The sequence below is a fragment of the Ramlibacter sp. genome, assembly GCA_019635435.1.
In the GTDB taxonomy this organism is placed as follows: domain Bacteria; phylum Pseudomonadota; class Gammaproteobacteria; order Burkholderiales; family Burkholderiaceae_C; genus JAHBZM01.
The window spans coordinates 2544492-2562631 of the sequence record JAHBZM010000001.1 but is presented as its reverse complement, the minus strand read 5'-3'; the positions used below and the strand labels follow the sequence as shown (position 1 = coordinate 2562631).

At 64.8% G+C, this 18140-nt stretch carries 18 protein-coding genes, 1 tRNA gene and 1 pseudogene; 4 read left to right on the top strand and 16 right to left on the bottom strand.

Annotated elements, in window-relative coordinates; genetic code table 11:
* Positions 1-8: 8 nt before the first annotated feature.
* From KF796_12475 to KF796_12460, 4 genes are read right to left on the bottom strand one after another with little or no spacing between them, the layout of a single operon-like run.
* Positions 9-668 carry a thioredoxin domain-containing protein gene (locus KF796_12475; protein MBX3587447.1) on the bottom strand — a complete coding sequence of 220 codons (660 nt, stop codon included), beginning with the start codon at positions 666-668 and terminating at the stop codon, positions 9-11.
* Positions 661-1134 (bottom strand): disulfide bond formation protein B, encoded by a 474-nt coding sequence (locus KF796_12470; protein MBX3587446.1) that lies wholly within the window; start codon positions 1132-1134, stop codon positions 661-663. The genes KF796_12475 and KF796_12470 overlap by 8 nt, the downstream gene beginning before the upstream one ends.
* On the bottom strand, positions 1101-1499 hold the full coding sequence (locus KF796_12465) for a DUF3703 domain-containing protein (GenBank protein MBX3587445.1): 399 nt from the start codon (positions 1497-1499) through the stop codon (positions 1101-1103). Before KF796_12465 ends, KF796_12470 begins: the two co-directional genes overlap by 34 nt.
* The gene (locus KF796_12460) at positions 1496-3718 is read right to left on the bottom strand and encodes a heavy metal translocating P-type ATPase (GenBank protein MBX3587444.1); all 2223 of its coding nucleotides are present in this window, start codon (positions 3716-3718) and stop codon (positions 1496-1498) included. Before KF796_12460 ends, KF796_12465 begins: the two co-directional genes overlap by 4 nt.
* 51 nt (positions 3719-3769) lie before the next feature.
* Here KF796_12460 and cadR point away from each other — a divergent pair, with 51 nt between their 5' ends.
* Positions 3770-4243 (top strand): Cd(II)/Pb(II)-responsive transcriptional regulator, encoded by a 474-nt coding sequence (gene cadR / locus KF796_12455; protein MBX3587443.1) that lies wholly within the window; start codon positions 3770-3772, stop codon positions 4241-4243.
* Between the two features lie 102 nt (positions 4244-4345).
* Here the strand turns inward: cadR and KF796_12450 are convergent, their stop codons facing one another.
* Positions 4346-4951 carry an HAD family hydrolase gene (locus KF796_12450; GenBank protein ID MBX3587442.1) on the bottom strand — a complete coding sequence of 202 codons (606 nt, stop codon included), beginning with the start codon at positions 4949-4951 and terminating at the stop codon, positions 4346-4348.
* Positions 4952-5112: 161 nt separating this feature from the next.
* On the bottom strand, positions 5113-6282 hold the full coding sequence (locus tag KF796_12445; protein ID MBX3587441.1) for a tyrosine-type recombinase/integrase: 1170 nt from the start codon (positions 6280-6282) through the stop codon (positions 5113-5115).
* A 138-nt stretch (positions 6283-6420) separates the two neighbouring features.
* Here KF796_12445 and KF796_12440 point away from each other — a divergent pair, with 138 nt between their 5' ends.
* The gene (locus tag KF796_12440; protein ID MBX3587440.1) at positions 6421-7419 is read left to right on the top strand and encodes a DNA-binding protein; all 999 of its coding nucleotides are present in this window, start codon (positions 6421-6423) and stop codon (positions 7417-7419) included.
* A gap of 52 nt (positions 7420-7471) precedes the next feature.
* Entirely contained in the window at positions 7472-7789 is a 318-nt protein-coding gene (locus KF796_12435; protein ID MBX3587439.1) for a hypothetical protein, read from the top strand.
* Between the two features lie 296 nt (positions 7790-8085).
* Here KF796_12435 and KF796_12430 read toward each other — a convergent pair whose 3' ends face one another.
* Positions 8086-11031, bottom strand: coding sequence for a Tn3 family transposase (locus KF796_12430; protein MBX3587438.1), 2946 nt, complete (start codon positions 11029-11031; stop codon positions 8086-8088).
* A gap of 153 nt (positions 11032-11184) precedes the next feature.
* Between KF796_12430 and KF796_12425 the strand changes: the two are divergent.
* Positions 11185-11400, top strand: a pseudogene (locus KF796_12425) (hypothetical protein).
* Here KF796_12425 and KF796_12420 read toward each other — a convergent pair.
* The 9 genes from KF796_12420 to KF796_12380 form a co-directional block, all read right to left on the bottom strand.
* On the bottom strand, positions 11318-11890 hold the full coding sequence (locus KF796_12420; GenBank protein MBX3587437.1) for a GAF domain-containing protein: 573 nt from the start codon (positions 11888-11890) through the stop codon (positions 11318-11320). The pseudogene KF796_12425 and the gene KF796_12420 overlap by 83 nt on opposite strands.
* Positions 11891-11936: 46 nt before the next feature.
* A complete protein-coding gene (locus tag KF796_12415; GenBank protein ID MBX3587436.1) occupies positions 11937-12356 on the bottom strand; it encodes a CBS domain-containing protein in 420 nt (139 codons plus the stop codon).
* A gap of 203 nt (positions 12357-12559) precedes the next feature.
* Positions 12560-12635, bottom strand: a tRNA-Lys gene (locus KF796_12410).
* Between the two features lie 47 nt (positions 12636-12682).
* A complete protein-coding gene (locus KF796_12405; GenBank protein MBX3587435.1) occupies positions 12683-13495 on the bottom strand; it encodes a tRNA threonylcarbamoyladenosine dehydratase in 813 nt (270 codons plus the stop codon).
* Positions 13471-14586 (bottom strand): YeeE/YedE family protein, encoded by a 1116-nt coding sequence (locus KF796_12400; GenBank protein MBX3587434.1) that lies wholly within the window; start codon positions 14584-14586, stop codon positions 13471-13473. Before KF796_12400 ends, KF796_12405 begins: the two co-directional genes overlap by 25 nt.
* 51 nt (positions 14587-14637) lie before the next feature.
* Complete coding sequence (ybgF, locus tag KF796_12395) at positions 14638-15450, bottom strand: tol-pal system protein YbgF (GenBank protein MBX3587433.1); 813 nt, start codon at positions 15448-15450, stop codon at positions 14638-14640.
* Positions 15450-16001 carry a peptidoglycan-associated lipoprotein Pal gene (gene pal, locus KF796_12390; protein ID MBX3587432.1) on the bottom strand — a complete coding sequence of 184 codons (552 nt, stop codon included), beginning with the start codon at positions 15999-16001 and terminating at the stop codon, positions 15450-15452. The genes ybgF and pal overlap by 1 nt, the downstream gene beginning before the upstream one ends.
* 25 nt (positions 16002-16026) lie before the next feature.
* A complete protein-coding gene (gene tolB / locus KF796_12385; GenBank protein MBX3587431.1) occupies positions 16027-17322 on the bottom strand; it encodes a Tol-Pal system protein TolB in 1296 nt (431 codons plus the stop codon).
* Positions 17306-18067, bottom strand: coding sequence for a glycosyltransferase family 2 protein (locus tag KF796_12380; protein ID MBX3587430.1), 762 nt, complete (start codon positions 18065-18067; stop codon positions 17306-17308). Before KF796_12380 ends, tolB begins: the two co-directional genes overlap by 17 nt.
* Between the last annotated feature and the right edge of the window lie 73 nt (positions 18068-18140).

Sequence of the window (18140 nt, the reverse complement as noted above, 5' to 3'; positions counted from 1 at the left end):
CGTCGCATTCAATCACCGTATGCGGCCTTCACTTCGCTTGACACCAGCGTTTTCAGCTGCTGCGCGCCGAAGTCAACCAAAGGCTTGCCATTGACGTAGAAGGTGGGCGTCCGCTGGACCTTCAGCGCCGTGAGCGCCGCCATGTCCTGGGCCAGGGCGCCCGTGACGGCCTCGGTCCTCATATCGGCACGCACCCGCTCGATGTCGATGCCCGCGGCCGCGAGCGCGGTCCACAGCTGTGCAATGTCGGGCTTGTCATGGCTGGCCCAGCGGTCCTGGGCTGCCAGCGCTGCCTCCACGGCGGGCCAGAACTTGTCTTGCCGCCTGGTGGCTTCCAGCATCAGTGCGGCCTGGTCAGAGTCCTTGTGCAGCGGTGCGTACCGCAGCACCAGGCTGACCCGGCCAAAACTGGTGTTGACTATTTGCTTGACCAGCGGGTAATACGCGCGGCAGGCTTCGCACGCGGGGTCAAAGAATTCGACGATCGTGACTTTGGCGTCCGCTGAACCATGGCGCGCGGCGTCCGCGCGAATGACCTGTTCTGGCTGGCCTTGGGCGAGCCCGGATTGGGCTTGCGCGGCGTCTCGCTTGTACAGCCAGGCGCCTGCCACGAAGGCGGTAACCACCAGCACCAGGCTGGCTAACGCCACCTTCTTTGGGTCAAACATGCTTGTTCCCTTTCAATGAAACGGCCAGGGCCAGCACGATCACCGTGAAAGCCAGCCACGAAACAAAGGGCAGGTCGAACGCCCCCAGAACCTGCAGTACAGCCTGCTTGCACGAAGGCCCCGAGCCGCAGGGCGTGATGGCCGGATCGATCCAGCCCCAGTACAGCAGCGTGTGGTAGCCCGCTACGAACCAGCCCGCCGCAGCCAGGACCAAAGCGGGCAAAACCATGGCGTGGTCCTGGCGCAGGACGCCCGCACCCAGCACGACGACCAATGGAAACATGGCGATGCGCTGGTACCAGCACAACACGCAGGGCACCCTGCCCATAACCTCGCCAATGAACAGCGCCGCAGCCGTGGCCACCAGGCTGACCAGCCAGGCGATGAGCATGAGTTGCCCGGCACGCGACGGCCGATTCTGCGGCGACCGACTCACGCTGCCTCCTGTGCGCCAATGGAGTTCCATGCTTCCCGGATACGTTGTGCCACTGCGTCTGGGACGACCATCGGCTTGAAGGCGTTGACGTGGCTGCGGCCAATGTTGCCAAGTGGCAATCTTTGCAGCAAGTGCCCCAGCGGGACCAGTGCAAGCCGGAACAGCTGGCCACCGATCTCCGCACGATCTTGACTTTGCCGGGCGTGCCTGAGCATCCAGACATGTGATTGCCAATGCAGCTTCAGGACTGACTGACCTGTCACATGGGCGGCTTCCAGCCACAACCAGCGCGCTTCCACAGCGTCCCCCGCGCTTCGCTGGAAGGCTTCTATCAGGTAGTTGAACGCCTGGGCTCGCCGGTCTGCAGAGAGGGGAATGGAGGAGGGGCTGGTCATGGCTGTTTGCTCCCGCGCAGCAGGCGCAAGCCGTTCGCAATCACCAACAGGCTGGCACCCATATCCGCAAACACGGCCATCCACATGGTGGCGCTGCCGAACACGGCCAGCACCAGGAAAACGCTCTTGATGCCCAGGGCAAGCGTGATGTTCTGCCAGAGCACATTGTGCGTGCGCCGTGACAATCGCACTGTTTCGGCAACCCTGCGCAAGTCGTCGTTCATGATCACCACATCGGCCGCCTCCATGGCAATGTCGGTCCCGGCTCCACCCATCGCAAAGCCAATGTCGGCCTGTGCCAATGCAGGGGCGTCATTGATGCCGTCGCCCGTCATGCCTGTCGCGCCATAGCGGGCCTGCATATCCTTGATGGCTTCCAGCTTGGCTTCGGGTAGCAGATCACCGCGGGCATCGTCAATGCCGGCCTGCGCGGCGATGGCCTTGGCCGTTGCGAGGTTGTCTCCTGTCAGCATGACAGGCGTGACGCCCAGTGACTTCAGTTCAGCGACGGCCTGGCGGGAGGTTTCCTTGATGGTGTCGGCAACTGCGAAAACAGCAATCACTTCATTGGCGTTGGCCAGCAGCGTGACCGTGCGGCCCTGCTGCTCGTGTTTGCCCAGTTCGGCTTCCAGTTCCGGGCCGCACAGCCCGCGCTCGTGAACGGCTCGATGGTTGGCCAGCAGCACCTGATGCCCTTCGATCCTGCCCTGTACACCGCGGCCCGGCAGGGCGCTGAAGTCTTCCACCGGCGCTCCTTCATCTTGAAGGCCAGCAGCGATGGCCTGTGACACCGGATGGTCAGAGCGGCTTGCCAGACTCACCGCCAATCTCTGCGCTGTCGCGGTGTCCGCACCCTTCCATGCTTGCCATGCGACCAGCGTAGGCTTGCCCTGGGTGATGGTCCCGGTCTTGTCCAGCGCAACTGTCTTCAGGGAACGTGCGGTCTCAAGGTAGATTCCACCTTTGATCAAGATGCCCCGGCGGGCCCCCGCGGCCAAGCCGCTAACGACGGTAACGGGCGTTGAGATGACCAGCGCACAGGGACAGGCAATGACCAGCAGGACCAGCGCCTTGTAGATGGCCTCCTGCCAGTTGAGGCCCAGCAAGAATGGGGTGAGTGCCGCAACAGCCACGGCGAGCGCGAAGACAGCAGGTGTGTAGATGGCCGCGAAACGGTCAACAAAGCGCTGGGTGGGCGCCCGCGTCCCCTGCGCTTGCTCCACAGCATGGATGATGCGTGCCAGTGTGCTGTTGCTGGCCACCGCTGTCACGCGAATTTCAAGCTCACCTGCTTCATTGATGGTGCCCGCGAACACCTGATCGCCAGGCGCCTTGTCCACGGGAATGCTTTCACCTGTTACCGGCGCCTGGTTGATCGCGCCCGTTCCCTTTGTGATGACCCCATCAAGGGGCAGCCTCTCACCGGGACGAATACGCACGGTGGATTCGAGCGGGACCTGGGCAACCGGCGTGGGTTGCCATTGGCCCGACGCAGTCCACATCAACGCTTCGTCCGGCGCGAGCGCCAGCAGCCCTTTGATGGCGTTGCGCGCACGGTCAACGGCGCGCGCTTCGATCAATTCGGCGATGGCGTACAAGGCCATGACCATGGCCGCCTCCGGCCATTGCCCAATCAGGAAAGCTCCGGTGACGGCCACTGACATCAGCGCATTGATGTTGAGCTTGCGCCGCCACAGCGCTGCCAAGCCCTTTTTGTAGACGTCCAGCCCGGCGAGCCAGATGGCTATGCCCGCCAGCGCCATGCCCGTGAGCCTCCAGAGCAGGGTTTCTGGAGCGACGAAACCCACTACTTCAGCAGCGACCGCCATGCCCAGGGCCATGCCCAGACGCATGACGCCGCCGCCCAGATCTTGCTCGTGGTGATGTATTTTGCTCGGGCCGTTGTGTGCCTCGGCTTGCGCGCGAGCTGGGTTGACAGGCTCGGGGTTGAAACCAGCGTTGCGAATGGCCTCCAATGCCTGCGGTAGAACGGTCTGGGGCGCGTCAATGCTCAATGTCCGGGCGCCTAACTGAAAGTTCAGGGTACGAATTCCAGGAATCGGGTCCAGAGCACGGCGGATTTCGGCCTCTTCGGCACTGCAATCCATCGTGGCTATGCGAAAAACGGGGGCATCCGCAACCCCGCTGGTGGCAGCGGGCGGCGCGGAGCACGTGGCAGAGTCGCAACAGTCCGTAGGGGGCAGGTTTTTTGTATCCATGGCTTAATTGGAAACCCTGTAGTGGCATTAGAGTCAAGCTGGAGCGCATAAATGAAAATCGGAGAGTTGGCCAAAGCGGCGGGAACCCAGGCAGAGACCATTCGTTACTACGAACGCGAAGGCCTTTTGCCGGTGGCAAACCGCACTGACGGCAACTACCGTGTGTACGACAGCGCACATGCCCAGCGCCTTGCATTCATACGGCACTGCAGGTGCCTGGACATGACACTGGATGAAATCCGGGTACTGCTGCGGTTCAAGGACGCGCCAAAGGACAACTGCGGTGAAGTCGATCAACTGCTCGAAGGACACATCGCTCACGTGGTGACCCGCATCAAAGAACTGAAAGTCCTGGAAAAGGAACTACGAACTTTGCGCGCGAAATGCTCGGACAACGGCCAAACGGCTGAGTGCGGAATTTTGGAAGGACTTGAAAAAGCGGCACGCGAGCACAACCATTCAACGCATCCATCCACGGATCGTCGGCCTCATGTTCTTGGATCGCATTCCGTTCACCGCCAGTGACTGTTTACTGTCATTGGGTGATCGTCCTTCCGGTGCAGATTGACACGGTTGCCGCAACTCATCGCCGGCTCCTGCGGCACAGGACTCAAGCTCCCCAGGTGCTCACCGGCGCGTCCACGATTTGGCGAATGCCAACAGGTCAGCGTGCTGCGAGTCCGCGAAGCGCAATGCTTCACCGACATTGGGTGAGCCCGTTGCGGCCCGCATGATCAGCGCGCGGTGGATGCTGTCGTCGATCCCGATGAGGTACGGCAGGTAGTCGTCGACGAACGCTACCGGCCGCAGCCGATGCAAGGTCTCGGCCTTCGGGCTGCGGCCACCTGGTACGACGTTGTCGGTGGCGTGGACCATGTCGATCGGGAATCCGTGGGCGCGCAAGTTGCGCTCGCGAGCCGAGCGAAATTCTTCGGGTAGCGCCGTGACGCATACCAACTCAAATCCGGCTGCAGTGAGCAGGTGGCAGGCTTCGATGGCGCCTGGCACCGGTGGAATGCCACACCAGAACTCTTCGTCGAAACAGCGCCGCAACATGTCCAGGCGTTCATCAGCCAGATGCTCAACTTCCCAACGGTCGATCGGCCAATAGGCCAGTGGGTCGCGCTCGCGCGGAAGCAGGCCGAAGGCCTTCTGCCACGCGCCGGCGTAGGCCAAGCCGTAGTCCAGCAGGACCCCGTCTGCGTCCAGCGCAATGATCCCTTTTTTTGACATGAGGGGTGAGGTCCTTTCGGTGCGACTCATCGCTGACCATGGCCGGCTCGCGATTCATGCGCTTATCCGGAGTTCGCTAATCCGGACAATTATCCGATCTGGACAAAACGCCCAAAGGACTGTCCCGAAACCAAGCGCGATGAATGGCCGCGGCCACCGCACTACGTCGTCGCCCATCCGACGCGATGCACAGCCGCCGTGGCGTCGTGGCGGGCGTCGTCTTCGGAATGCAGATAGACACTGGTGGTGCTGATATTGGCGTGGCCCAGGTTGTCGCGAACCACCTTGATATCGGCTTTCTCGCTCAGGTGTGAGCCAGCTGTGTGGCGCATCCAGTGCGTGGACGCCTGCTCAAGGTGAGCGGCGGCAGCCTCGAACTCGGGCCCGCGCTGGCGCAGTCGGGCTGCGCTTTCACGCATCACCGCCTTCACGATCTCGTGAATCGCGCTACGTGCCATGGGTTTGGTAGGTCCGATCAGCGGAATCATGAGGGGCAAGGCCTCCCCTTCGAGGGGCAGCGGGCTCAAACAGGCCACCTTGCGGTAGCGGATCAATTCAGCCATGAGTTCACTGGTGGCCGGGACCAGCCGGGCCTTGCTGCCCTTGCCGGTGACTTCGAGCCACCAGCGCTCGCGGCCGTCGGCACCGCGGCGGCTAAAGAAGCCGCCCATCGTTGCATTGCAAATCTCCGAAACCCGCAGCCCACCGAGGTAGAGCAAAGAAAACAACCAGCGGCAGCGTGAGGAGTGCAGTCGGTCCCGCTCGGTGGTGACGGGCATCGCCTCGATCGTGGTCTTGACGATTGTCCAATGCTCCATGGGTAGGAAGCGGCTGACGCGCGGCGCGGCGTGCCTTCGCTTGCGCCGGCTGAGGGCCAGCGGGTTGCCGGCGAGATACGCGGCCTCCACCAGCCACGACAGCATCGCGTTCAGGATCGACAGCGCCTGGCGCTGACTCGACGCACCCAGCGGACCCGCAAAGGGTCGCCACAGCGGCGAAGTCCGGCTCGGCTTTTGACCGGGTGCCATCACCCAGCGCTCAGCCGGCTGCGGGTCGGCCAGGAACTGTTGGTAGATCAACAGGTCCTCGTGGGTCAGGTCTGACAGCGCCACACCATGCTGTAGCCCGCACCACAGCATGAGGCGCTCGGCCTCTTTGCGGTAGCTGGCCAGGGTCGCCGGAGAGTCCGTGTAGCGAGCCAGCCAGGCGAGGACTGCCGAGCGGTCATCGGTCGCGGCCAACTGGCCCGGCGACGTAGCGCGATTGCGCCCGAGGCTGCCATCCAGGCGAGCGGGAAGTGCCAACTGATCCAGGGTGACCAGCGAATTCACGGTGAGCTACTTTGAAGGGGCCGCATCGCTTAATATTATGGACATTAGATTGATTATGTCCATAGAGTTGGAGAAATAGAAAATTATCCAACGTATTACGTTGTATTATTTTCTTCACTGAAGACGAAAGCGATGCCCATGGACACTCTACCCGTCACCGAAGCCCGGATGCAGGCCGAAATCGAGGCCCTGCGCGCGCAGCATCCCGAGACGCAGGATCTGTACCGCGAGGTATGCGTGCTGCTGTTCTTCCGCTATGCGTTGACCCCCACGGCCAACAAGCTGTACCAGCTGGTGCGCAAGGGCAGCATGAGCGCGCCGGCCGAGGCGCTGGCTAGGTTCTGGGAGACCTTGCGCGAGAAGAGCCGCGTGCGCATCGAGCATCCCGATCTGCCGCAACCGCTGCAGGCCGCCGCCGGCGAGATGGTCGGCGCCCTTTGGCAGCAGGCACAGGCGGCCGCGCAGGACACGTTGGCGCAACAGCGCGAGGAAGCTCGCGCGACCGTGGTGGCTGCTGAAGGGCTCGCCCAGTCCGCCGGCGCGCGGGCGGATGCCTCAGAGGCGGCACTCGGCGCCACAAGGGACGAGCTGCGGACCGCTCAGGGGCGGGTAATGGATCTGCAAAGCGAGTTGGCCCGAGCCCAAGGCGAGGTCACCGCCCAGCAGCGCCAGGTCGAAGCCGCCGCGGTCCATCGCCAGGAGTTGCAGGCGGCGCTGAATGCGGCCCAGGAACGATTCACCCGGGAACTCGAACAACAACGCGCAGTGGCAACAGCGACCGAGGAGCGCCATGCCGGCGAGATGAAAAGGGCGCTGTTGGATGTGGACCGCGAGCGCGGCAACGCTGGCAAGCTCCAGAAGGAAATCGAGCACCTGCGACGCGAGATCGCCGGGCATGCGGATGCCCACCGCCAGGAAGTCCTGGAGCGCCAACAGCAGATCGACGCGCTGCGCCAGCGCAGTGGCGAACTGGAGGGCCGCATCGCGCAACTGCTGGAGCAGCGTGAGCAGCAGACCCGCGAACTGGATACGGCGAGGCAGAGGCTGGAAGCCGCCGCTGTCAAGAGAGCGCCAGGCACTCGCACTGCACAACGTAGCACCCCGGCAAAGCCCAAGCCCTCCAAGGCCGCGACCTGACTCAAGCGGGCTCGAAGATCGGGGGGTACAGCCCTTCAGCCAAAATCCGCTGATGAAGATGTACATCCTGGTCCGCGACGACATCCCGCTGGGCTTCGCCATGGTGGCCGTTGCGCACGCGTCCCTGGCCGGCTACCTCAGGTTTCAGGACGAGCCGGAAGTGCGAGAGTGGTTGTCCGGACCGTTCTTCAAGGCGGTCTGCAAGGTAAATGCCAAGGAGTTCGAGAATGCCAAGCAGGTGGCCGACCACGTCGTGCTGACCGAGTCCGCGCTCGCAGACCGGGAGGTCGCGATCGTCTTCAAGCCGCGGCACGAATGGCCAAAGATGTTCAGGTTCCTGAAGCTGTACCGCGCCCCGCCGACCGTTTAGCCCGAATTAGTCAATCCGGCTAATTATCCGATTCGACTAATTTCGGCTAAAACCGGCTCTTCCAGCGATCCCCCCGGCGGCGGCTAGAGATCGGGTGGTCTGGCCACTCGGACCAGAAGCGAAACCGCTACAAATAGCATGGAAAACAACGCCGCTTGAAAATCAGGCAACTTGCAAGTTGTTGATTTATATAGTGGTGGTGCACCTTAACCGCTACAAATGGCACGGAAAACAGCACTGCCTAAAACTTCAGCAGATCCCGGGTTGGGTGCGTCTTCGCGCGCGCCCATCGCAAGTCAGCCGGCCTCCACGCGCCGCTTCGCTGCCGGCTTCTGCAAAAGCGCATCCGCGTAGCGCTCGACGCCAAAGGAGATCAGGCCCCGAAAATTCACGTTGCCGAAGTGCACCGGCCCCATGCGGCGGATCCAGGCATCCTCGATCGGGTGCTTGGCTTTACGCCAGCTGTCCACGACCGATTGCATCTTCAGGGTGTTCCAGGCGATGACGATGTTCGTCAGAAGTGCATGGGAGCCCGAGATGGCCCGGATTTCGTCGCGGCGGCGACCGCGCTCGGCCGCCAGGCGGCCGTAATAGATCGCCCTCTGTAGCTGATGCACGGACTCGCCGCGGTTCAGCAGCGTGTGAATTTCCCGGCGGAATTCCTCGTTGCTGAAGTAGTCGCACAGGAACAGCGTGCGCAGCAGGCGGCCCAGCTGATCCGCCGCCTTGTGCATCGGGTCTCCCTGAGCGGCGCTGCCCAGCTTCTCCATCGCGGCCCTGGGCGAGACCCGGCCACCGCGAATGGACGCGATCAAGCGCAGCAGCTCGTCCCATCCCTTGGTGATGGCGGGCTCCGAGACGTTGGTGACTGCGATGCGTTCCAGGTTCTCCGGCAGCTCGATCGAACGCGGCAAGTACAGCCTGCGTTCGGCCATATCGCGAAGCTGGGGGCACAAATCAAATCCCAGCAGTTTGGCCACCGTCATACCGACGTACGTGTAGCCATGGGTGTCCACCGCCAGCAAGGACAACCGCATGCTTTCCTCGCTGCGGGCGTTGTATTGCTCGACGCCCTCGAGAGCGGCGGAGCTTTGGCGCTCGTTGTGCACGATCGGCTGGTCATAGATGACACCGTAGGACTCAAGGACGTGGGTGTACAGGCCGACCGCGAAGGTTCGCCGCCGGGGATCGACGCGGGCGTTGTAGAGGTGGCGCGAGGCGTCCAGGGCCATCATATCCGCGGAGGCCTTGTCACCCGTTCCCCACAGCTCGGCAATGGGGTTCTTGCGTTGAAACTCGACCACGCGCTCGTTGGCCTTTCGAAGGCGGTCCCGCGCCTCCAGTGATCGCATCACAGCCGAAATGTGAGCCACTTCGATGCCTGGAATCATCGCGGCAACGCCCTTGGCGTCGTTTTCGGTACCGTGGGCCAGCAGCGCCGCATAGCATGCGACGAGTTCTTGGGCGTTCTTGGCGCGGCGCCCCAGCAGGATTTCGCTGAAGCCGGTGCAAGCGTCGATCTCGACAATCATGTCGCCGAACTGGATGTGGCCGATGATCGAGAACATCGCGTCCCTGCTGCGCTGGATCGCCGCATCGATGGGCAAGGCCTCCAGTTTGTGGAAGCGCACCATCCCATTGGAATCGATTTCCACCTTGCCGTCCGTGACGGCTTCCGAGAGCGCGCGCAATCCCACGTCCAGGTGCGCGTGCAAGCGTGCGAGAAACTTCTGCGGATCGGTGGTCAGGCTGAGCGCACTGATCAGGCGTTGGCGCTCCTTCTTCCACTGAGCCGACGGGATGAGCAGGTCTTCCCGATTGCGAAATTCCCAACTGTGGTCAATCCAGAGCCGCCCGCTCCGCAGCCCCTGGCGCACCGCCAGCATCGCGCAGGCCTTCAGGGCTGCAAATGCCTTGGTGCGGTCCGCATCATTGAGCAGATCGTGCCAGACGGGATCGGCAATTCCGGCGTCGAAGCCCACAGGCAGTTCCTTGGCGCCTTCCTCGATCAGGTCGCGCAGCGCGACGACCTGCTTCATGGGCCGCCGATCTGCATTCCCCTTGAGGTCAAGGTCCGAGAAAGAGTTGAGCAGGGCCGTGATGCGCGTGGCATCGTCGGTGAGCGACTGCCGAATGAGGGCGGCATGGCTGTTGGGCTCTGATTTCTCTTCCTTCGGCAGAAGTTCTTTCAGGGCTGCGATTCGCGCCTCGGCCGAGAGGCCATCGTCATGAATGATCAAGCGCATGGTCTCTCGCTGCTGACGGTACTCGACCGCGCTGCGCGCCTGTTTGGCCGTCACGCGATTGGAGGCATGGCGCACCAGGTCATTCACGCGCCGACCGGTCATGTACATCAACGTGTCCGTTAACTCCAGCAACGTGACACGCAGGAAGCAGATCATCTCCAGCGCCTGCGTTTCCTCAACTCGGCGTTTTGATTCGGCCGGCGGCCGGTTGGCGATCGCCTGGGCATTGGCGCGCAACCGCGCATTGGAGATCGAACTCAACGACCATTTGTCGACGCCGAGCTCCTTCAAGTACGAGATCTTCTCAGTGACCTCCGTGATGCTGCTGGGACTGTGTTTGCCTGCGGGCACCTTGAGCCACTCGAGAACGGTGCCCCCAGCGCGGCCGCGCCGCGAGGAGTGCACCGCCGCCAGTACCTTCTTCTGCTTGTCCGCGGAGACTTCGCTGTTGACGGCTGCCAGGGCTGCTGCCTCTATGGAGGCAAAGGCCTTGCGTGCGAGATCTCGAAGAACCCGATCCGCTGGCAGAAGATGCTGGCGACCGAACAACCAAAGCTCTGCCTCTTGGACGAGTTCATCGACCGACGCGGCTGTCTTGGCCAGGTCCTCCAACGCCTTGCCAAGTCCGGTCATGACGGCATCTTCTGCGTCCGTGATACCGGCGTAGTCGCGTGTCCATTGCTGATGCTCGTAGAGCGTGGCCACGCGCGCATAGATCGTCTTGAGCGAAGCTATCGCCGTTTCGGTCACGCCGACGGCCGCACACAGTGACCGCAGGAGCGCGCGAGGTACGCTTGCTGCTCGACCTAGTGGTCGGCCAGTGGCTCGAAGAAAGACCAGTTGGAGCGCAGCGCCCAAGCGCCGGTCTGCACGAAACCTCTCTCGAATGGCCGCTATGTCGGCGTTGCTGATTCGAAACGATTGCTCGACGTCGAAGTCCGAAAGGGACTTGGGAAGCTCGGTGGCTCCCACGAATCGCAGGTGAATAGGACGCACGGTGGTTCCTCTCGGCGGTGGCGGCTCGTCAGCACTATATCGACCGGAGGAGTGATGGGGACGCAGGGGAAACAGACTACAAGGTCGAAAGACATTTAGGGGTTTACCCGGGCTTCAAGGCGCGACAATCTGCCCGGAAAACAAGATCACCCCGTCATGCGCGCCGCCAAAACCGTGGGCCTGCGCCTGAGCACGGCGCAAGCCGCCAAGTTCGTCCCGCTCGCCGGCCAGGCCGTGTCAGCCGTGATGGGCTACACCACGCTGCGCTACCTGGGCGAGGAACACCTCAAGGACTGCGTGCGGGTGGCCCGGGCCGCGCAGCTGGCGCTGCCGGCGCCGCCGTCCCCCGGTCAATCTTCGCGGCCGTGAGCTTGGCCGTGTACTGAAGCTTCTTGAGGTCGCGCTGGCTCAGCTCGGGGTTGCCCGTGAAGCTGAAGCAGCACAGCGTGCCGTAGACACTGCCGTCCCTGAGCACCACCGGTGTGCTCAGGTGCGCGCCGATGCGCAGCGGGCTGGCCGGTGCAGCGCCGGCGGGCAGAAAGGTGGCATCGTGGATGAGCTGCGGCAACCGCCCGTCCACCACGCGCTGGCACCAGCTTTGTTCCAGCGGGTCGGACTGGCCGGCCTCGATCACGGCGTGGCCCGGCGCCGAGTCCACGTGCCGGAAAACCCGCCGGCCATTGGTGAATTCCGACACAAACACCACGTCCATCTGCATGTGTTCACGCAGCAGGCGCAGCACCTCGGGCACGGCGCCGTCAATCAGTTCGTCGGCGCCATCGGGCGTGGCCACCAGCAGTTCGGAAATATCGACCTTGAGGTCGTCCAGGTTGAAATCGTCGTCAGCAGCACTCGGCATGGCGCAAGGGTCCTTGGCTTGTTTCAAGCGGCCGCCGCCCGGTGGTTCACGCCGGCTGCGAAATCTCCGACAGCGCCTGCGCCGCGGGCTTGAGCGTGGCCAGCTCGATGGCGAAGTCGCCCAGCGAGACGATGCCCACCAGCCGCTTGTCGCGGTTGACCACGGGCAGGCGGCGCACCTGGCGCTCGCTCATGAGCTTGGCGGCCTTCTCGACGCTGTCGTCCTCATAGGCCCAGCACACGCCCTCGGACATGAAGTCGCGCACCGGCGAATCGCCGCTCTTGCCTTCGGCCACGGCGCGCACCGCGATGTCGCGGTCCGAGATCGAACCGATCATGCGGTCGTCCTCGCCGACCGGCAGCATGCCGAAGTCGCCATCGCGCATGCGCTGCGCGGCCTCTGAAATCGTGGTGTCGGGGTTGATGACCTGCACATCGCGGCTCATCACGTCCTTGATCTGTTGCATGGAATCTCCTTTCGATCCGGGTTGGGTTGGCAAAAGCCCACTATGAACGGCGCGTGGGCCTCGCCGTGTAGGACAGCCGCGCATGGGGCGCGCGGTTTTGTAACGGGGACGAGGGGGTGCGATGGTGGGGCGATGGGAGGGGCGATGGCCCGCGCCAGCCGCCAAAGAAAAAAGGCCTGATCAAGCGATCAGGCCTTTGAGTTTGGTAGGACGTACAAGATTCGAACTTGTGACCAACGGATTAAAAGTCCGCTGCTCTACCAACTGAGCTAACGTCCCGCAATTCTTGCCGCCTGTTATGACTCAAGTGGCAGCAAAGCCCACGATTATAACGTCGTTTGAAGCCCTGCCCGGCTGGCCAGCCGGTCCAGCACCCAGCCGGCCGCGCACTGGCCAAAGGTGGCGGTGACGCTGACAACCGAGCCATAGCCATGGCAGTTGAGCGAGCCGTCGCCCTCGACCGCGCACGAGGGGTCGGGTGGCGCCACGGCCTCGCGGCTGAACACGCAGGCCACGCCCATGGCCTTGCCCTCACGCGGGGCGCCGTGCTCCTTGCGCAGGCGGTAGCGCAGCTGGGCCAGCAGCGGGTCGTGCGTGGTGAGCGCCAGGTCGTCAATGTCCACCCTGTGCGCGAGCCGCTTGCCGCCGGCCGCCCCGGCCGTGACGAACAGCGTGCGCGCCTGTCGCGCCCAGGCCGCCATCGCGGTCTTGGCCTTGACCTGGTCGCAGGCGTCGATCACGGCGTCCACGCCTTCGGGCAGCAGCTGCGGCCAGTTGGCGGGCTCCACAAACTCTTCCACGGCATGCACCTGGCAGCCGGGGTTGATCTGCGCGATGCGCTCGCGCATGGCCAGCACCTTGGCCTGGCCGACGGTGCTGTCCAGCGCGTGGATCTGCCGGTTGATGTTGGATTCGGCCACATGGTCCAGGTCGATCAGCGTGAGCCGGCCGACGCCGCTGCGCGCCAGCGCCTCGGCGGCCCAGGAGCCCACGCCGCCAATGCCGACGACGGCCACGTGCGCGGCGCGGATGGCGGCGGCGCCCGGCACGCCATACAGGCGCTCCAGCCCGCCAAAGCGGCGTTGCAGGTCGGCCGCAAGGGCCTGGTCGGCGCTCAATCCATGCGCTCCAGGCGCCAGATCTGGTACCTGAACGCGGCCACGGCGCCAGCCAGGATGGCCGCCACGGCCACGAAACTGGTGAGGCTGAGCGTGGAGATGCCGCTCAGGCCCTGGCCCACGGTGCAGCCCATGGCGGTGACGCCGCCCACGCCCATGAGCGCGCCGCCCACGAGGTGGTTGGCCACGTCTTCGGTGCTGCCAAAGCCTTCCCAGCGGAAGCTGCGCGCCGCCAGCGCGGCCACGGCCGAGCCCAGCACCACCCCGAACACCGACACGATGCCGATGGTCAGCACCTTGCTCTTGTCGCTGAAGAACATCAGCCAGTCCACGGTGTAGGCCACGGGCGAGACAAAGCTCAGCGCCTCGGCCCGGCCCGAGTTGGTGCCCAGAAAGGCTTCCTGCAGGGTGTCGGGGTGCTCGGCCACGTAGCCCAGCTTGCCGCTGACCCACCACATGGCGACGATCACGGCGCCAATGCCCAGCCCGGCCAGCAGGTTGTCAAAGCGGCGGAATTCCGGGCCCACCAGGGCCCACACCACGAGCCCGCCACCGAGCAGCAGCGCAAAAACCAGCCAGGCCAGCCCTGTTTTGATGCCAAAAGTGGTTGCAGTCCAGGCTGGCAGGGCCGTTCCCGCTACCATTTCAATAGCAACCTGGTCCACCGTGGCGACCCGCGCCACGGCCGTGATGCCCTTGAGCGTGGCAAAGGCGGCCACCCCCATCACGCCAAACACCACCAGTGACTTGAGGCTGCCGCCGCCAATGCGCACCAGCGTCTTGCTGCCGCAGCCCGAGGCCAGCACCATGCCAAAGCCGAACAGCGCGCCGCCCGTGGCGGCCGACAGCCAGATGAAGCGGCTGGAGGCGTACAGGGTCTTGCCCGGGTCGATCTGGCCCGAGGCCACCAGGGCGGCAAAGCCGATCATGGCCACGCCCATGGCCAGGCCCCACTGGCGCATGCGGGTCCAGTCGCCCATGTTGACCACGTCGCTGACCGCGCCCATGGTGCAGAAGTGCGTTCGCTGCGCAATGGCGCCAAAGATGACGGACAGGGTGAACGCGGCCCACAGCACCTGGGTGGTGAGCGCGGAAAGGTCGGAAGCTTGCATGCGCCGATTCTAGGCGGCGCGCCCTGCCCCGGCGCGCCGCGGGGGCACGGCTTACTTGAGGCGGGCCAGCCGTTCCTTGGCGGCGCCCGCGGCCTCGGACTGCGGGTAGGCCTTCATGAGGTCGTCCAGCGTCTTGCGCGCGGCGCGCGTGTCCTTGAGCTCGATCTGGCAGTTGGCGATCGACAGCACGGCCTCGGGCGCGCGCACGTGGTCGGGCGCGCGGGTCAGCAGCGCGCGGAAGTTGGCAATGGCGCCGGTGTAGTCGCGCGTGGCGTACTGGGCGTTGCCCAGCCAGAACAGGGCCGAGGGCGCGTAGCCGGTCTGCGGATTGCGCTTGAGGAAATCGGCAAACGCGGCCTGGGCCGCCGGAAAGTCGCCGCGGCGGAAGGTGGCCAGCGCGGCCTCGAAGTCGCGCTTTTCGTTGGGCTCGACCGAGAACTCCTGGCCATCCACCGTGACCTTGGCCGGCTCGAACTTGCGCAGGCGGTCGTCCACGCCCTGGGCCAGGTCCTTCTGGCGCTGCTGCAGGTCGCTCACGGCGCGCGTGAGCTGCTCCTGCTGGCCCCGCGAGTTGGCCAGCTCGGCGCGCAGCGTCTCGATCTGGTTCTGCAGGTCGAGCAGGCTGCGGCGCATCTGCACGTTTTCATCACTGGCGCGGCGCGCTTCCTCGGCCAGCTTCTGGTTGGCGGCATCGGCGGCCAGGCGGTTGGCCTCGACCTTCTGGCGCAGGTCCAGAATGGCCTTGCGCGCCTCGTCGTCTTCAAACAGGGCCGCATGGGCCAGGGGCGCGGCCAGGGCCAGCGCCGCGAACAGCGTGGCCGCGCCGGCGCGCAGCCACGGGGGGGAGTACATGCGGCCAGCCATCAGCGGTACGCGATCTCGGCGCGGCGGTTCTCGGACATGGCCGCCTCGTCATGGCCCGGGTTGGCGGGCTTTTCCTTGCCAAAGCTCACGGCCTCGACCTGACTGTCGGGCACGCCCAGCAGGCCCAGCGCGCGGCGCACGGCCTCGGCGCGCTTCTGGCCCAGCGCCAGGTTGTATTCACGCCCGCCACGCTCGTCGGTGTGGCCCTCGACCACCACCTTGCGGGCGCTGTTGGCGCGGATGAACTGCGCGTGCTGCTCGATCACGGCCTGGAACTCGGGCTTGATGACGAAGCTGTCGTAGTCAAAGTAGATGATGCGGGCCACACCGGTCGGGCCGGCGCCGGGTTTGGAGTCATTGCTCAGATCCACCGGTGCCACGTTGCTCTTGGTGGCACCACTGGTATCGGCGCCTGGCGTCGTGGTGCCCGTGGCCCCCGTGACCGAACTGCCGGCCTTGTCCTCGACCGGCACATCATTGAGCTTGACGCCCGAGCTGCAGCCCACCAGCACGGCGGCAAGGGCTGCCGCCAGAAACATGCGTTTCTTCATCCAAAAACCTCCTGAAATTTGCGGTTTACTTCTGAAACGGACCCCAGTCCGGTTCGCGAATGTCTCCACCCTGCCCCGCCAGCCGGGCCTTGATCTTGCCGTCCAGCGTGGTGGTCATCAGCGCCTCGCGGCCTTGTTGTTGGGTGGCATAGACGATGAGGCGGCCGTTGGGCGCGAAGCTCGGGCTTTCGTCCGCCGTCGTGTCGGTGATCGAGGTCACGGTCGAACTGGCCAGCTCCATGACCTGAAGCTTGAAGGCACCACTGATCCGGGAAATGTAGGCCAGCCAGCGACCGTCGGGGCTGATGGCGGGCGAAATGTTGTAACCCCCCGTAAAGGTCACGCGCTCGGGCGAGCCGCCCGTGGGCGACATGCGGTAGATCTGCGGCGCGCCGCCCCGGTCGCTGACAAAGTAGATGCTGCGCCCGTCGGGGGCGTACACCGGCTCGGTGTCGATGCTGGCCGACTGGGTCAGCCGGCGCGGCTCGCCGCCGCGCGCGTCGATGGTGTACAGCTGGGAGCCGCCATCGCGGCTGAGCGTGACCGCCAGCGAGCGGCCGTCGGGCGACCAGGCCGGCGCGCTGTTGGAGCCGCGGAAATTGGCGATCAGCCGGCGCTTGCCGCTGGCCACGTCATGCACATAGACCACGGGCTTGCGCGACTCGAAGGACACGTAGGCCAGCTCGCCGCCGCTGGGCGACCAGGCCGGCGAGATGATGGGCTCGGGGCTGGCCAGCGCGGTCTGCGCGTTCTCGCCGTCGGCGTCGGCCACCCAGAGGTTGTAGCGGGCACCGGCCTTGGTCACGTAGGCGATGCGGGTGGAAAACACGCCCTTGTCGCCGGTGAGCTTTTCATAGATCACGTCGGCGATGCGGTGGGCGGCCAGCCGCAGGTCGCCACTGGTCACGGCGTAGCTCTGGCCCCCCAGGTCCTGGCCCTGAATCACGTCCCAGAGGCGAAAGCGCACGTCATGGCGGCCATCGGCCAGGCGGGTCACGCTGCCGGTCACCAGCGAGTCGGCCCGGCGCTGGCGCCACAGGGCCACATCGGGGCGGCTGGTCTCGTCCAGTGCGACACCCGTGCCGTCCACCGCGCGGAACTGGCCGCTGCGCTCGAGGTCGGCCTGCACGATGGCGCCGATTTTCTGGGGCGAGGCATCGTCGCCCCGGAAGGCCGTGACGGCAATGGGCAGTTGCGTCATGCCCACGCCGCTGACTTCAACACGGAACTGCGCCAGCACCGGAGTCATCGACGTGGCCAGCATGCCGCCCAGGATCAGGCGGCGGGACGGGTGGCTGTTCGGATCAGGCAATAGGGTCATCTTCTCGGTTCAGACAGTACAAGGCAAAGTATTTTCCAAAGGCGGCTTGAGCCTGCATGGTACACACCGCGAATCCCATGGCCCCATCCAGGAAGCCAAGCCGCAGCACATAACTGCGGATAAACGCGGCCATGCCTGACAGAGCCGCCCGCGCCATGGAAGTTCTGCGGCCCTCGGCATGGCGCTGGCGCGCCCAGGCGGCGCTGTAGGCCTCAAGCTTGCGCCAATAGTGTGAGGGCGTGGGGTAGCTTTCGTGTAACAGCGGTGTGGTCAGGCGGCCGGGACGGCCCGACTGCAGCAGCACGCGCTCGTGCACGAGGTCGTCGCTGAACCGGGCCGCGCCGCGGCGAAACAGCCTCAGCACATGGTCGGGGGTCCAGCCGCAGTGGTGGATCCACTGCCCGCAAAACCGCGTGAGCCGCGGCATTTCGAAGGATTCGCTTTCGCCCGAGGCCATGGCCCGCTGGATCTGCGCGGCCAATACCGGCGTGACCCGCTCATCGGCATCAAGCGACAGCACCCAGTCGCCGGTGGCGAGGGCCAGCGCGCGGTTTTTCTGCGGTCCAAAGCCGGGCCAGTCGGCCGCCACCGACACCTGCGCGCCATGCGCCCCGGCAATGGCCACGGTGGCATCGGTGCTGCCGCCATCGAGCACGATTTTCTCGTCGGCAAAGGCCACGGACGCCAGGCAGGCGCCCAGGTTGGCGGCCTCGTTGTGGGCGATGACGATGACGGACAGGCGCATCAATGCGGGTGGCAGCGGGGTGGGAGACTGGGTAGATAATCCGGGCTTGTTTGCAATTATGAGGTTACCGGGT